The organism is Solirubrum puertoriconensis (genome assembly GCF_001483135.1).
Taxonomy (GTDB): domain Bacteria; phylum Bacteroidota; class Bacteroidia; order Cytophagales; family Hymenobacteraceae; genus Solirubrum; species Solirubrum puertoriconensis.
The window spans coordinates 523,688-538,946 of sequence record NZ_LNAL01000006.1; the positions used below are offsets into that span (position 1 = coordinate 523,688).

Here is a 15,259-nt window from a genome sequence, read left to right on the forward strand (position 1 = left end):
GCCTTATCTACCTTGCGCCCGCCATGGCTCAACTGCTCCGCATACCCTACCACGGTCAACTACCCAACTGGTTCTGGCAGGTGCCGGCGCGCGTTTACCAAAATCAACCTTCCCGGCCCGACGAGAACCCTGCCGTAACCGAGCAGCTTTTCGCGCACGAGGCCGAGCGAAACGACATCGTTCTTTTCGGGGATGCTGATGCAACACTGCGCCTGGCTGGCATATTTCCCGAGAACAGCTCCGAGGCGTACTTCGGCTTTTGGGAAACAGTTAACGATGCCTCCTCCAACGAAGCTGCCTTTGCTGCCTTGGCCGAGGAGGCCCGCCAGCGGGGCTACAGCCGGTTAGTAGGACCCCTGAATTTCAGCACTTACCACGCCTACCGCCTTCGCTTGGGTGGCGTGCCATCGTGGGGGCAGTTCGACCGGGAGCCCGTGAATCCCGTGTACTACCCCGAACTCCTCATGGGCCTAGGTTTCCAGCCGGTCAGCACCTTCGAGAGCCGCCTGATCCGGCCCGAAACCGTGCTCGCAGTGTTTGCTGATAAGGATATGTTGTTGCGCGAACTGGGCAAGATTCCGTACGATTTTATTCCGCTCACGCCCGACACCTGGGAGCAGTACGAGCATGCGATTTATGAGCTGGTACAAGCCATTTTTGGGGCCAACCCGGCTTACCGTTCGGTTTCGTTCGAGCAGTTTAGGTTGCTCTACAACCGCCGTTATGCCGAGCGGTTGTGCCCGTACACCTCGGTGCTGTTTCGTGACCAGGCTAACGGGCAACTGGCAGCGTTGAGTTTCTGCCACCCGAACTTTCAGGCCTTGCAGCTGCCCGCCAACGAGCAGCCTGTATTCGAGCGCGATTTTGCGAAGCTGCCCCGCAAAGTACTGCTGGCCAAAACCGTGGGTGTGCACCCCGACTACCGCCAACGCGGGCTGATGTCGTACATGGGAGCCTACGGCATGGTGCATTTCCGCGAGCGGTACGAGGAGGTAATCTTCTGCCTGATGCGCACCGGCAACTACTCCCTGCACTTCACCGATGGCCTCGATTACGAGGTGGCGCAGTATGCGTTATTCGGTAAGGAGTTGTAGCGCGGGCTTTAGCCCGCGTTTGCCAGCACAATCGGCACCGCAGTAGCGCGGACTTTGTAGTCCGCGTCCTCGGATAGTAGCTTCTGTTCCTAGGTCGAGATTACCGGAGAAATGTATCTGGGGGCTGCAGACTACAAAGTTCGCGCTACAGCTGCCAAACAAAGCGGTAGAAATGCTTCGGCGGGGCTCAGCATGCCGCCTTGGTAAACAACGATCATCAACTACCCCCAACCCACGCCGCTACAGGCGCGGAATTCATCTGAGGAGGGGAGCTAGCTATAGATTCTAATCTTAGTCGCGACTGTAACGTTGGAAGCAACCTGGAGCTAAGAAGCTTGCGCCACTTGTGCTTGGGAGCGTAGGGGCTGCAGCTGCGATAGGGTGTTGAAATAGCTCTGCACCACACGCGGCAAGAAGGGGTAGGGGCTCACCGTGTGCGCCATCATGTACATACCTAGGCGGTGCAGGCCGAAATCGAGGGCGGCTAAGCCGGCAATGTGGTTGAACTCCTCCGCGTTCGGAAACAGGCCTGTTAAGGCATGCAAGTGCTGGCGGTAGAACTCCAGGTACACTGGCCGCAGGTGGTAGCGGTCGGCATCGAGCACAAACGACAGCAGTTCCACTACATCGTACTGCGGCACGTGGTAAGTGGCCAGCTCCCAATCGTAGGCGCACAGCTGCAGACCTAGGCTTGTGCGGCGGAAGCAGGTGTTGCGCGGGTTCAGATCGTTGTGAACGAGCGTTTTTGGGTGCGCAGCTAGCTCAGCCCAATACTCCGGAATGGCCCCAATGGCTTGCTGCAAATCAGCCACATGTGCAGGCCCGTAAAGCTCCGGAAAGTGCGTGGCGGCATTGCCGAGCAAGGCTTCCCACAACGGGGCAAGCGCCTGCATGTATTCCTCGGAGGGCTGATCGGGCCAAACAGTGCGCGAGTGCCCGGGCTGCAGATGGGCGGCATGCCACTCGGCCAGTTGCACAAGCGTGGCGCGCAGGTGCTCGTCGGTCCAGTGCTCGGGCGCCATTACCGAGTTCAGCAGTTCCACATCGGCGAGGTACTCCATCAAGATGGCGTGTACGTCGTGGGCTTGGTCGTGGTGCAGGCCCCAAATGGTAGGCATCAGGGCTGCCGCGCCGTGCTCGGCGTACACCTGCAGCTCGCGCTGGTGGGTGTGGAAGAAGCCGGTGCGGGCGGCGTAAGCGGGGTACACCGCCGCCAGCTCGCCGCCGCAGGCCTGGGCCAAACTCGTGAGCATGGCCGATACCTCGCGGCCGGGCGGCTTCAGCTTCAGCACCATGTCGCGCGTTAGCAGCTGGCCATCGGCCTCAAACGTTACGCGCAGGCCAAAGTGGCCCACCGGGCGGTTGGTTTGGCCGGCCGTGAGCACCACCAAAATGCTGGCCGAGTTATCGAGCGGGAGGGGGCTTACCTCGTGCACCCGAATGCCGCGCTCGGGCGCATGGGCCTGCATCAGCTCTTCGATGAAAGCCGCGGAACAGTAGTGGGCTGCGCTATGCATGGGCCGAAACCAAAACGGGTGCTGAAACAGGAGTAGGTACCAGTGCGGTATCGAGCACGCGCACATCGCGGAAGTAAAAGCATGCGCCGGGTTGCCGACCTAGGGCCAGCGAGGTGGCGCGGTCGAGGGGCACGCCGGGCACCACGTGGGAGGCGTGCTCTTGCAGCAGGTTCCAGAACACGAGGCGTAGCGGTTGCTGCGGCCGACTCATGAGGGCGCGGCTGGTGCGCTGAAACTCCACCGGGCTCACGTACTCAAAGATGTTGGAAAGGCTGGCCTTGCTGATGTGCTGGCCCGCTTCGGAAAGCAAAAACTCGGTGGCCTCGCCAGTAACTACCGTAAGCTTGCCTTGCTGCAGCAGGGCGCGCAGTCGGTAGAAATTCTGCTGCTGGTAGCAGGGCGGCAAAATGGCCTCGGGCAGGTTTTCGGGTCCGAAAAAGAAGAACCGGAAAAAGAAATTGTCGCGCAGCAGCTCCGTGGAAGCGTGCCGTACCAAGCGCCGGTAAAACGCCTGCCCGCCCGATTCGGGCGCGTAGCGAAACAGCTTGGTATCGCGGCCGCGGCTCAGATTGGCATCGTCGAAGTAGCTAATAAACTGATCCTCGAAGGCAGTGCCGTGCAGCTCATCCATAAACCAGCGCCGTTGCTCGACCAGGCTATCGAACGCCGCTAGCTGGCGCACCTTGGCCTGCAGCTCGGGGCTGAGGGTGGGCAGAAAACCTAGCAGGTAGCTTTCGAGCCGGCCCGCCGGCAGAATACCCGCCGTGTGGCTCTCGAAAAACGGTGCCCAGTAGGCGCGCAGCTCCTCGGGCAAGGTAGGCTCGATGGCGTGCCAGGTGGGCAGCACGGCGGCAGGGCCATCAAGACCAAGCAATGCGCGCAGCACCTGCGGCTCGTGGTGAACAACGAGGTACTGCTTAAAGCGCAGCAGGTGGTTTTGCACCGGGTTCAGGTCGATGGCCGTTACGCTGCGCGGCTCCTGCAACAGCACGTTGAAGGCATTGCACCCGGCCGAGCTGATGACCAACACGTCGTCGGTGGCCTGCAGTTGCAGCGCCTGGCAAAGGGTGGCGCTGCTCTCCCACACCAGCGAGTAGCGGATGCGGTCGAGGGCTACGTTATAGAATTCGGAGTGCATCAGGTGTTAGCGGAGCTGGTCGTAGAGAATCTTGGACAGATGACGGCGGTCTACAGGCAGATGCCGCCGGGGCAGTACGCGGTTGCAAAGGCCCGCCGGAAAATGTTGAGCCAGCGCCGCTCGCACAGCCGCTTCGGAGGCCGTGCCTTGGTAGTAGATGTCGAAACCCGCCGCGGTGGCACGGGCTGCGGCGCGCTCAACGCCCGCTTGCATGTGCAGCACGTGCTCAACCTGGTAGTGCTGCACGCCTAGGTGAATGGCTTCGTTGCCTTGGCGGCCGGTAAGCCACAGTTGGTTTTGCGCGTCGAAGTAGCCGAAGTCGCCGGTGTGCAGCCACGCGCCGGGTTCAGCGGCCACGTGCGCGCCTTGCACGCACACTTCGCCTACCGGGTACTTGCTGCCGTTGGGCAGCTCCACCGCGCCTAGGGGCTGCAGGCGGCAGCTCAGGCCGGCTTGCACCGGGCCCACGCAGTAGCCGCCGCGCGGGTTGGGGGCAGTGGCGGCCGCCCGAACAGCAATGGGTTCGGCTTCGGAAGAACCATAAATCACGTACACCTCAGCATCAGCAAAACAGCTGCGCAGGCGCTGCAGCAAGCTCTCGGGCACCGGCGAGCCGCCCACACCTAGGGCGCGCACGTGCGGCAGGGGCGTAGGGTGTTGCTCGAGGTGGCCGCACAGCGCCGCGAAATAGAACACGTTGCCCGTCAGGGTTTCAACTTGCGTGGCCTGCAGCTGCTGCACCACGCGCGCAGGCTCCAGCTTGGCAAGCTGGCCCCAGGGTACATCGGGCAGTACGCTCACAGCACCTACCGATAAGTTGTGCAGCAGGATGTTCGGAAACAGCGGAAAGTCGCGCTGGCCCTGCCACGGCGGAAATACCTGCTTCAGCACCTGGTGCTGGGCCGTGAGCACCGCGTGGCTGCGCCGAATAGCCTTGGCCTGCCCCGTGGAGCCCGAACTGTGCGACACCAACGCCGGCTGCGTAGCCGGCACGGCTTGTGGCAGCAGCAACTCGTTGGTGCCTACGTTCTTGGGCGCCCCGAATAAGCGCAAACCTAGGCCGCGCGCCAGCCAACCATACCGCCGGGCGCCTTTGCTCGGCACCAGCGCGGCGCCAACGCCGTTGCGGCGCAGCAACTTCAGCAACTTCAGCAACCCCACGGCCGACGTACCGGCGGGCGGCAACACCGGCACGGCACCCAGGCTCATAATGGCGAGCAAGCCGCAAATAAGCTCGGCGCCAACGGGCAACGCCAGCAGCACCGGCTGGCCGCTTTGCACGCCTTGGCCGCGCAGCAAGTGCTGGTAAGCGGCAATGCGCAGGCCTAGGTCGTGGCCGGTATAGGAGGTACTGTGGCCTGCCGAAGCCCCGCCTGGCCACACCAACAGCACCTGCTCGGCTTGTTGGTGCAGCGTACGGTGAATGTGGTGGTAGAAGTTGGGCAAAGGCATGGCAATTGGGGCGGCAAATCCGATGACCAAAGCTGTGAAATTAGTAGCACACCACAGCGTCGAATAACGGCCCGTTTCTGACTTTTCAGAACACTTTGATAAGAACACAAAAATGGCTTTGCATCGAGTTTGAATGAGGTATTTGGGTTTAAAATCAGATATTTAGATTTTATGAAGCGCTATGCTGTTGCGAACCTCCTGGGGTATGTGGCCCAGGAGGTTCGCCTAACTTGCTGCATGCTTCAGCTCGCGCACGTACATCACGTTGCCGTTATTTGCTCCGACTACGAGGCTTCCAAGCGCTTCTACACCGAAGTACTGGGCCTAAAAGTGGTGCGTGAGGTGTACCGCGCCGAACGCGAGTCGTACAAGCTCGATCTGGCCTTGGGCGAGCAGTACCTGATTGAGCTGTTTTCCTTTCCGGCGCCGCCGCCACGCGTGTCGCAACCCGAGGCAGCCGGCCTGCGCCACCTGGCGTTTGCAGTGCCCAACCTCGATGCTGCTTTAGCCGAACTTGATCGGCTGCAAATAGCCCACGAGCCCGTGCGCACCGATGAGTACACCGGCAAGCGTTTCTCTTTTTTCTTCGACCCCGATGGACTGCCGCTCGAGCTATACGAGGTGTGAGTACGGGTCTGGGTTATCCGTGTGATTGTATGTGTTATGATGCGTCGTCAAATTAAACGGCTATTGCTGGTTGCGGCACTCCTGGGCAGTTGGGGCTTGTTGCCTGCTCAAGCCCAATCTGCTGCTAAAACGCCCGCCGATTTCGGCTATCGGCACCTGCGCACCACCTTCGGGCGCGATACCGTGGACGTGCTCGTGATGTCGAAGCCGGGTGAGGAGCAGCGGCGCAAACCCCTGCTGCTAGTGGTGCAAGGCTCGCTGCCCCGGCCGCTGATTGTGCCGCATGCCAAAGGGGCCTACAATTGGTTTGGCTTCACGCCCAAGTTGTATACCGATGCCTACCACTTGGTTATCATCGGCAAGCCGGGCATACCGGTGCTGGCCGAGCAAACCGAGCTGCAACGCAACCTTAGCTACTTCGAGCCCCAAACGCAGGCGCCCCCCCCTGCCTACTGCCAGCGCAACCACCTCAATTATTACGTGGCTCGCAACAACACCGTGCTCAGGTACTTGGTTAATCAGCCTTGGGTAGATAGCCGCCGTGTGGTGGTAGCCGGGCACTCCGAAGGGAGCAACGTGGTAGCCAAAATGGCCGCTACCAGCCGCCGCCTCACGCACGTGGTGTACCTCAGCGGCAACCCCCTAGGTCGGATGTCGACGATGGTGAACCAGCAGCGCAACGCCGACCCCACAGTCAGCGCCGACGATGCCTTTCGCAACTGGCAGCAGATCGTAGACAAGCCCGGCGAAGTAACCTGCGGCCCCGGCGACTCCCCCAAAACCACCTACTCCTTTTCGGAGCCGCCCATGCAGTACCTGCGCAAAACCCGCGTGCCCGTGCTGGTGGTGTACGGCACCCGCGACGCCGGCGCGCCCTTCTGCGATTACCTGCGGCTGGAGATGATACGGGAGCGGAACACGCGGGTGTCTTTCAAGGAATATCCCGGCCTCGAGCACAATTTCTTCGGCTTCAAGGACGGCAAAGTCGATTATGAAAACCAGTACCACTGGGACGACGTGGCGCAGGATTTTCTCAGTTGGGTAGAGGGCAAACCGATGAATGCGGTGAAGCCCGAACGGAACGATGGTGTAACACCCTAGGTCTGCGGCGCGCAGATACACAACAGGAACCAGCTTCAGGAGCACCGGCGGGCATTTTTCGCTCGCTTGTATTCTGATGTACCCGTTGTGCTTTGCTTTGGCAAACGGTAAGGGCTGCCTTGGAGCAGCGACTTGTTTATTTCGAGCTATCTATTGCCACTTGCTGCAGCAGCAGCCCACTTTTATACCGAGTATGAGTATTAAACACCTGCTTTTGGGCCTAACCCTGACTATACTAATGTGTCTCAGCGCCACGGCGCAGTCGCTGCCCGAGCGCACCGCTAGCGCCGCTTGCAACTGTCTAGGTACCATTGCCAATGTTGATACCCTGCAGCAGCGTCTGAAACGCTGCTTGCCCGAAGGCATGGTTACGGCTATGGCAAACGGCTCGGCCAAGGATCGGGAAACCATGAACACGGTGGAAGGCATTCAAGGTAACATCAAACAGGCAGCTCAGCTGTTGCCCAGTGTGTGCCCCGAGGTGAAGCGTGTGCTCGATGCTCAACCAAAACCCCAGCAAGCTGCCGCCGCCGAGCCCAACGCAAAAGAGGCCCAATACTACCGCTTATCAACCTCCGAAACCGCCAACAAGTACTACGACGAAGGCAACAAGCAGCTGAAACGGAAAGACTACAAAGCGGCCCTCAAGCAGTTTGAGAAAGCAGCCGAGGCCGATAAGCAGTTCGTGTACGCCCTCGACCACATTGCCATTTGCCACCGCCAACTCGGCGACTACGACAAAGCGCTGGAGTCCTACGGCAAATCGTTGGCCGTGTACCCCGAAGGCAACCTGGCCTTGCTGAATACGGCTGTGGTATACTCGGTAAAGAAGGATTGGACCAACGCGCTGAAGTATTACGAGCTGCTGCGACAACACCACCCGAATGACCCCGAGGGGTACTTTGGCGTGGGGCGCATGGCCATGCTGAGCGAAGACTTTGAAGTGGCGCTCGACAACCTGTTCAGGGCTCATCAACTGTACGTCGATGCTGACTCGCCCTACCGCGAAGACAGCAGCAAGCTGGTGGGGGTGCTTTATGGACACATGAAAGCCAAAGGCCAACTCGATTTGTTTATGAGCAAGGCCAAGCAATACAACATCGAGATTAGCGTGAAACCCTAGGTGCTCAGTTGCCGCAACCCCAACAACAAAGGGCCACACCGCAACGGTGTGGCCCTTTGTTGTAGAAGCAGGATAGTTGGCGCTTAAAGCGACTTGCCGCCGAAACGCCCGCCGAAGAAGTCGCCCTTTTTCCAGGTGGGGCGCTGCGGCTCGTTGGCTACTTGGTAGCCGATAAGGAAGTTTAGCTGCACGTACTTTTTGCCGGCTTCAAAGTCGAACAGGCCGTTGATGTCGTCCTGCGGTTTGTGGTAGGTTTCGGCGCGCCACTTTTGCACCAGCTGGCTGAGGTTGTTCTGGCCATCGGTGGTACGGTTGCCGTACTTGATATGCAGCGCCGGAATGCCCTGCGTTACGAAGCTGTACTGGTCGGAGCGGATGAAGCGGTTTTGCTCGGGCTCGGGGTCGGCTTCTACCGTCAGGCCCAGGTAGGCGGCAGCCCGGTCAACGGGTTCGGAAAGCGAGGAGTGCTGGGCACCTAGGGGCACTACCGAAAGCAGCGGCGCAATAATGGTGGGCATGTCGGTGTTTACGTCGGCCACAATCTTGGCCTTGGGCACCGTGGGGTTCGAGGCAAAATAAGCCGAGCCGAGCAGGCCTAGCTCTTCGCCGGTTTGCAGCACCAGCAAAATGCTGCGCTTGGGCTTTTGCTTGATGCGCGAGTAGGTACGGGCAATTTCGAGCACTGAGGCCACGCCCGAGGCATTGTCGTGGGCGCCGTTGTAAATGGAGTCGCCTTTTACGGGCGTGCTGATGCCGATGTGGTCGAGGTGGGCCGAGTGCACCACGTACTCGTCGCGCAGCACCTTATCGGAGCCCGTGATTTTGCCCACCACGTTGTAGGAGTCGAAATCCTGGTACGTAGAGTTAAAGTTCAGCTTAGCCGTGCTGTTAAGGGAGGTAGGCACCGGCTTGCCCGCACGCAGGGCCGAAAGGGCACGGCTGGTATCGGAGGAGGCCGCCACAAACAAGCGCTGCAGCGTAGCTGCGTTGATGTTGCCGAGCACTTGCACGCCGGTAGCGTAGCTGCGCGAAGCTGCCACTTTGCCGTTGGTGCCGAGCACGCTGTAAGCTCCGCGCCGCAGGTTGGGCAGTATTCCTTTGGGGTTGGTTGAGGCCACAATCACGCCCACGGCGCCGTGCTGCACGGCGTTTTGCATAATCATGGTTAGGTCTTGGCTGGCGGCCGACACCGTCGAGGGGAACGAGCTGGGGGCGCCGCGCACGATTACCGCAATTTTGCCTTTGGCATCGAGGCCGGCGTAGTCGTCGTAGCCCAGCTCGGGGGCCGAAATGCCGTAGCCAGCAAACACCAGCGGCGCCTCGAGCTGTACGCTGGGCAACTCGGGGTTGGGGTAGAACACGAAGTCCTGGCCGGCAGCCAGCGGCGTAGCGGCAGCCGTGCCAGCGCTAAGGGCAAAGCTGCTTTCAGGTTTTAGAAAAGCTCGGCGCAGGCGCACGCGTTGCACAAACGAGCCGTCTTCGCCGGCTGGCTTTACGCCGTACGATTTCAGCTGCTTGGTTACGTAGTCGACGGCCATCTGATAACCCTCGGTGCCGGGCTGGCGGCCTTTGAGCTTGTCGTCGGCGAGGTATTGGATGTGGGCTTTTATATCGTCGGGCCGAACCTGCCCCACGGCTGCAGCCACTTTTTTATCGACGGTGAGCGACTGAGCCGCAGCGGGCCCGGCAAGGATAAGCAAGCTGCCCACAACGAGCAGCGGACGGAAAAAGGCCATTGGCAAAGCAAAGGTGTATGGAATGCCAAAGGTACTGGCTACGGCTCCGAAGGTTGCACGCGGGCGCCTATTGGTGGTGGTTTTTAGGAGCGGCACGGCATGCAGCCCCAGGTGGCTGCAACACCCTGTAACGCCACAGCAGCCCCGGGTACGCCCGGAACTGCTGCGCATTGTGTTCTGCCACGCGCCAAAGCGCCGCTACTTACTGCTGGGGCGCACCACATCAACCAGCTTGTTCTGATGCTGCATAATCTGCAGGTCGTACTGAGTCAGGTCGAAGGGTTCGTCGTCGTAGTTCTCGCGTTTGTCGAGGTTGGCAACTTCGCTTTGGCGGTTGGTTTGGTACGTGTTCTGCTGCAGGCGCAGGCTGTTGCCGTTTACCTCAACCACCTTCAGCAAAGTGTAGTAGCCGGGCTCGTCTGTTTTCACGTGGTACAAGTCGCCTACGCGGGGGTGCTCAAGCAACTGTTGATCGTCGCGGTGGTCGAGGTAATCCGTCAGGAATGAGCCGGCAATAATCAGTGCGAGCAGCGCCAGACCGGCAAAGTGCCACTTGGGTACACGGGCACGCGCTTTTGCCGCCTCGTAGTGCGGGCGCAGCTGAAGCGGCAGCTCGTTGGCGGGTAATGCTTGCTGGCAATGCCCGCAGTGCGACCCGCCCGTTTTGCCAAACGGGAACAGCGGAACCCAGTATATATGCGCGTAGCGCCCCAACACGCTTATGTGCAGCGCATCGGGCGAGCCGCAGCTGTGGCACTCAGCATTGGGCACCGGCTCGGTAAGTAAATGAGAAGAATTGCTGCCGTAAATAATCATAGCCTAGCGCGGCCGAGAGGTGTGGTGGTTTAGTGGCATTAAAACTAGGTTAAAAGGTCTTAAAAAGAGAATATAGACCGCAAAAATTATAGTCTTCCGGCTATGAAATGCCTGCGGGCTCACGGTTGGTAAGTGGCTTAAAACGCAAGGCCGGCAAACCACTGTGCCGGCCTTAATAAAGAGCAGAAAATGAAATGTGCGCTAGGCGGCGCTGTTGGTGCGCTCAAGCGCCTGCAATAGCAGCTCAATGCGGTCGGAGTGCTGATCAATCTGGCTAAGACCGGCGCGGGCCTCCTCAATTTGGCCGCGCTTGTACTGCGCCACCAAGGCCTGGCCGGCATCGAGCATGCGCTGCAGCACACGCTCAATTTCGTATACCTCGGGGGCTTGGTATTTGGGCTTCACCACGGCATCGAGCCACTGGCCCAAGGGGTTCTGGCGAATGTCGAATAAGGACGCGTCGGCTTCGCGCACGCCGTAGAGCACGGAGCGCAGCCGCGATTTAAAGAGCACCTGCTTTATCCTGGCTTGCTGGAAGTCCAGGGCGGAAATATCCATACGGAACGGGGTAGGACGTAGGAGCAGGTAAAGTCTAGGAGGCGGTGTTGGTGCTGCCCTCCAAGGCTTTGCGGGCGTTTACTAAGTCGGTTACTTCGAATGCAAAGACGGTGATGCCCGCTTTTTCTTCGCCTTCGCGGAAGAGTTGGTAGGTAAAGTTAATGTAGCAAGGGGTAAGCTCGCCGCTGCCGTCGCGGTCGAGCATGATCAGTACTTCGTTGCCGAAGAAAGTTTCGCCGGTTTGGTATACGCCGTCGAGAATGCCAACAAAGCCTTGCTCAATTACTTCGGGCAGGGCCTCGGCAACGGTGCGGCCCACCAACTGCCGGTGCGGAAACAGTTGCTGGTACCTAGGGTTCACGAAATCGAAGCGGTGCTCGGGCCCGCGCAAAATGCAAATGAGCGCCGGCGCCTGCATAAACAGGTTGTGGAAGGTTTCGCGCTGGCTGCGCATAAGCTGGTAGCTCTGGTAAGCCTGGTCGGAGAGGGTAGCCTGCTCTTCGTTGGCGAGCAGCAACTCTTCCACCATTTTCTTCTGCTCGTTGATGTCGATGCTGCCGCCCACGCGCAGGATAATGTTGCCCTCTGCATCGAGGCGGGGTACGGTGCGCATCAGCATCCAGCGGTACTCGCCGTCGTGGCGGCGCAAGCGGTACTCGTGCTGGTACTCTTCGGTGGAGTAGCGCACCCGTTCCCAGTCGTCGGCAAGGCGCTGCTGGTCTTCGGGGTGAATGGCATTTACCCACTCGCCAGCAATTAGCTGCTCCTGCGTGAGGCCGGTAAACTGCGTCCAGCGTTGGTTGAAGTAATCGGCGCGGCCATCGGGTTTGGAACTGCTTACCAGCACGGGCACTGCCCCGAGCACAAAGCGTGCGTATTCCTGCGCTTCGTTCAGGGCCGTCTGCATCTCCTGGGCGCGCTGCGCGGCCTGGTACTGCTCCGTTATGTTTTGAGTACGCTGCAAAATGTATTGCAGCTTGCCATCGGCATCGAAAATGGGGTAGTGCGTAGCCTGCCAGTACATTTCCTCAAGGCCGCCATCGGGCTTCGCCAAATCGTAGCGAATAACGGGCATGGTGTGCGGCTGCAGGTGCTGGCGTACGTGCTCGTGCGAACGTTCAATCTCGTCGCCCTGGTTTTGATCAACCGAAGGATAGGCTTCGAACAGGTGCCGGTTAACCACTTCCTCACGGGGCTTCAACGAGGCCGCCACGTGGGCATCGGTGTTGTCGAGGATGGTTCCGTCGGGGCCCATCAGCAGCAAGGCATCGGGCAGCGAGCGAAAAAGGTGTTGGTAATCGACAGAAGTGGGAAGCGCGGCGGGCATAAAATGCAAGAACAGAAACAGGAATGCGCGGCTGGCGACAGATAGCAGCTGCCCGCAAAGCTACTTTGCGGCCTATTCCGAAACTACTGTAAAAAGCGGCAACCTCCGCCGTAACGCAATGCGCAGGCGAAGGTTGCTGATAAGACGCAGAAGCCAGAAGTAGGCGCTACGTGGGGTTAGCGAAGGCGCAAATCGTCGTCGACGCGGCGCTCCACGATGCGGCTGCGCTGCGAGGTCCAGTTTTCGGCGCGCTGTTGGCCGGGCAGCAGGCGGTCGGGGTCGGGCACGGGCGTGCCACCCTCGCCAATGGCCCGGTGCTGTATGCCCATTTCGTGCACGTTGGCGGCGCCGGCGTGGTCGAGTAGGTCGCGGGCGCGCTCGGCTTCGGCCAGGGTGTGGGTGTGTACCGTTACCACCGAGCCGCGGCGGGCAGCGTTGGCGTAGGTGTGGGTATCCGAATCGGGGTGGCCGCTGAACACCGCCCGGAAAAAGCGGTGGAAGGCATCGTTCTCGCCAAACTCGCCCGTGGGGTTTTCGGTCGTAACGGTGGAGCTCTGCGAAATGTCAACGTCGGCGTCGGCAAACCCGCTTTGCGTCAGTTGGTCGGCCGCGCGTTGGGCGGCATCGGCGTTCGGAAAAACGCCAATCACAGTTTGTGCCATGGTTGTGGACGGGGTTTTGGTGAGAGGAAGAGGAGCAGAAGCAACGCGCGCATGGCGTTTGCTAGCATGTGTTACGGCCGAGCGGGCTGCTGGTTTTCCGCGCTACAGGACCCTAGGTGGTTTTGTACAGGTACCAGCCACCACCTAGGGGCTTAATGACGATGATGCGCCCCGGATCCATGGCGGGTACCTCAGCAGGGTCGGGCTGATAAAGAAACCCCACGGTATCGTTGGTAACGCCCCCGATCAAGAACTCCAGGCAGGAGCCGCAATTGGTGATGCGGCGCGTAAGGCGACGGATGTAAAGCTGCTGGAGCTGCGTTTTGATGGCCGGATCGGTATTGGCTTGCTGCTCGGCCTCCTGGGTGGGCTCGGCGAGGTAACCGCGGGTTTGCACCGTGCGCACCACCCCCTCGAAGCCCGCGCGGTTGCGGTTGAAATGCTCAATGAGGCGGGCATCGGCGCCCACCCACAGCTTCAGGTTTTCAACTGTAAAGGTGTGGTCGGCATCGGGGTGGGTTTGGTTGTAGCGGCTTACCTCGGCATCGGGCATGCCCTGCATCAACTGCAGCATCTGCTGGCCCAGGTTGGTGCTCGAGAGGCCCCGCACGGCCTGCAGTTTCCAGTCGTCGGCTTCTTTTACAAAATGCAGGTAAAAGTCGGCGGTGCTGGCGGTGTCGCGCAGTTCCACGGCTACTACGGCCGAGGCGTCGTCTTGCTGCAGCAGCTGGCACTTGCGCTCCAGGTTGGCGGGTATTTGCTGACCTAGGGTTTGCGCCCGGGCCTGCTGGGCCACTTCGCAGCACAGGTAACTCTTCATGCGCGCCCACTGGCCTTTGGCTACAAAGCGCTTGGCAATTTCGAGCGGCTGCACGGGTGCCCAAGCCTGCGCAGCGGGGGCGGAGCCAAGCAATGCGGCCGCCAACCAGTACCTTGCAAATGCCCGTTGTTTCCGCGTCATACTTGGTAGTTAAAATGCCTGGCGCCGCCTGCACGGCACAACACACGCTTGTTGCCTTGCGTTACGAACACCAAACCTACCCACATAAAATCCCTCCCGGCCATGGCTAAGTCGCAAAACGCTCGCAAAGAGAAGAAAAAGGAGCCCGCTAAAACGGATAAAGAGAAGAAAGCAGCAAAGGAAGAAAAGAAGCGTCAGCGCGACAGAAGCAGCGAGTAAGCTGCTGATGAACTGGTGATTATAAGAAGCATTGAGCCGGCTGCCGCCTACCTAGGCGGCAGCCGGTTTGGCTAATTGCAGAATGCGAACTGCGCCGCGCAATACCAGCGCAAATACCACGGTGCCCACTGCCAAATCGGGGATGTTGGAGTCGAACACGCGCACCAACACGGCGCCGGCCATCACGCCTAGGTTGATCAGCACATCGTTGGAGGTGAAGATGATGCTGGCCTGCATGTGTGCCTCGCGGTTGCGGCTTTGCTGCAGCAAGTACAGGCACGCCGCGTTGGCCAGCAGCGCCAGAGCCGATACGCCCAACATCAGCCGGTAATCAGGCATGACCTCGTAGCCCACAAAGCGGCGCAGCACCTCCACCAAGCCCAAGCCCGCCAGCATTAGCTGAAAATAGCCACTTACGCGCGCAATGCTGCGCTTGCGCACGGCGCTGCTGCCCACGGCCCACAAGCTAAGGCCGTACACCAGGGCATCGGCCAGCATATCGAGGCTGTCGGCTACCAGGCCCATCGAGTCGGAAATATAACCGGCCAGTACCTCCAGCAAAAAGAACCCGAAGTTGATGAGCAGCACCAGCCACAGCAGGCGGGCTTCGCGGTTGCTGTGCGGGGTAGGCAGTGGGGCCTCGGCAGCTGCGGCCGAATGCACCAACGACGACTGCAAGTGCAAGGCGTGCAGCTGCTCCGTAATGCGCGGCAACGCCCCTAGGTGGTACACGGTAAGCTGCCGCTTGGCAAGGTCGAAGGCCAGGCCGTGCACGGCGGGGTCTTCCTGCAAGTGCAGGCGCACCAGGTTTTCTTCAGCGGCGCAATCCAAGTGCGCGATATGAAAAACCGATTTATCCATGGCAGAAACGGGGTGCGGAAAGCCTAGGTAGCTCTACGTATCCTGCGGGGCAGGTGGCCGTACTGTA

Annotated in this window: 14 protein-coding genes; 4 read left to right on the plus strand and 10 right to left on the minus strand. The window is 60.1% G+C overall.

Annotated features, from left to right (window positions below):
• Positions 1 to 23 precede the first annotated feature (23 nt).
• The gene (locus tag ASU33_RS07050; RefSeq protein ID WP_059069631.1) at positions 24 to 1,094 is read left to right on the plus strand and encodes a hypothetical protein; all 1,071 of its coding nucleotides are present in this window, start codon (positions 24 to 26) and stop codon (positions 1,092 to 1,094) included.
• Positions 1,095 to 1,420: 326 nt separating this feature from the next.
• On the opposite strand, the gene ASU33_RS07055 is transcribed toward ASU33_RS07050, so the two are convergent.
• From ASU33_RS07055 to ASU33_RS07065, 3 genes are read right to left on the minus strand one after another with little or no spacing between them, the layout of a single operon-like run.
• Positions 1,421 to 2,611, minus strand: a complete 1,191-nt coding sequence (locus tag ASU33_RS07055; protein WP_059069633.1) for an aminoglycoside phosphotransferase family protein — start codon at positions 2,609 to 2,611, stop codon at positions 1,421 to 1,423.
• Positions 2,604 to 3,749: a DUF3419 family protein gene (locus ASU33_RS07060; protein ID WP_059069635.1), complete on the minus strand. Its 1,146-nt coding sequence runs from the start codon at positions 3,747 to 3,749 to the stop codon at positions 2,604 to 2,606. Before ASU33_RS07060 ends, ASU33_RS07055 begins: the two co-directional genes overlap by 8 nt.
• Before the next feature lie 6 nt (positions 3,750 to 3,755).
• Positions 3,756 to 5,231 carry an AMP-binding protein gene (locus ASU33_RS07065; RefSeq protein WP_149867087.1) on the minus strand — a complete coding sequence of 492 codons (1,476 nt, stop codon included), beginning with the start codon at positions 5,229 to 5,231 and terminating at the stop codon, positions 3,756 to 3,758.
• A 207-nt stretch (positions 5,232 to 5,438) separates the two neighbouring features.
• Here ASU33_RS07065 and gloA2 point away from each other — a divergent pair, with 207 nt between their 5' ends.
• The 3 genes from gloA2 (at position 5,439) to ASU33_RS07080 (ending at position 8,052) form a co-directional block, all read left to right on the plus strand.
• Entirely contained in the window at positions 5,439 to 5,828 is a 390-nt protein-coding gene (gene gloA2, locus ASU33_RS07070; RefSeq protein WP_059069639.1) for an SMU1112c/YaeR family gloxylase I-like metalloprotein, read from the plus strand.
• Between the two features lie 36 nt (positions 5,829 to 5,864).
• The gene (locus ASU33_RS07075; RefSeq protein WP_059069641.1) at positions 5,865 to 6,929 is read left to right on the plus strand and encodes an alpha/beta hydrolase family protein; all 1,065 of its coding nucleotides are present in this window, start codon (positions 5,865 to 5,867) and stop codon (positions 6,927 to 6,929) included.
• A 238-nt stretch (positions 6,930 to 7,167) separates the two neighbouring features.
• Positions 7,168 to 8,052 (plus strand): tetratricopeptide repeat protein, encoded by an 885-nt coding sequence (locus ASU33_RS07080; RefSeq protein ID WP_059069643.1) that lies wholly within the window; start codon positions 7,168 to 7,170, stop codon positions 8,050 to 8,052.
• An 83-nt stretch (positions 8,053 to 8,135) separates the two neighbouring features.
• Here ASU33_RS07080 and ASU33_RS07085 read toward each other — a convergent pair whose 3' ends face one another.
• The 7 genes from ASU33_RS07085 to ASU33_RS07115 form a co-directional block, all read right to left on the minus strand.
• On the minus strand, positions 8,136 to 9,788 hold the full coding sequence (locus tag ASU33_RS07085) for a M28 family peptidase (protein ID WP_059069646.1): 1,653 nt from the start codon (positions 9,786 to 9,788) through the stop codon (positions 8,136 to 8,138).
• Positions 9,789 to 9,986: 198 nt separating this feature from the next.
• The gene (locus ASU33_RS07090) at positions 9,987 to 10,604 is read right to left on the minus strand and encodes a hypothetical protein (RefSeq protein WP_059069648.1); all 618 of its coding nucleotides are present in this window, start codon (positions 10,602 to 10,604) and stop codon (positions 9,987 to 9,989) included.
• A 201-nt stretch (positions 10,605 to 10,805) separates the two neighbouring features.
• On the minus strand, positions 10,806 to 11,162 hold the full coding sequence (locus ASU33_RS07095; protein ID WP_059069650.1) for a hypothetical protein: 357 nt from the start codon (positions 11,160 to 11,162) through the stop codon (positions 10,806 to 10,808).
• 34 nt (positions 11,163 to 11,196) lie between these two features.
• Entirely contained in the window at positions 11,197 to 12,489 is a 1,293-nt protein-coding gene (locus ASU33_RS07100) for a PAS domain-containing protein (protein ID WP_059069652.1), read from the minus strand.
• Positions 12,490 to 12,665: 176 nt separating this feature from the next.
• The gene (locus ASU33_RS07105) at positions 12,666 to 13,151 is read right to left on the minus strand and encodes a hypothetical protein (protein WP_059069655.1); all 486 of its coding nucleotides are present in this window, start codon (positions 13,149 to 13,151) and stop codon (positions 12,666 to 12,668) included.
• A 112-nt stretch (positions 13,152 to 13,263) separates the two neighbouring features.
• Positions 13,264 to 14,112 carry a hypothetical protein gene (locus ASU33_RS07110; RefSeq protein WP_149867088.1) on the minus strand — a complete coding sequence of 283 codons (849 nt, stop codon included), beginning with the start codon at positions 14,110 to 14,112 and terminating at the stop codon, positions 13,264 to 13,266.
• Between the two features lie 270 nt (positions 14,113 to 14,382).
• Complete coding sequence (locus ASU33_RS07115; protein ID WP_059069658.1) at positions 14,383 to 15,192, minus strand: cation efflux transmembrane domain-containing protein; 810 nt, start codon at positions 15,190 to 15,192, stop codon at positions 14,383 to 14,385.
• Between the last annotated feature and the right edge of the window lie 67 nt (positions 15,193 to 15,259).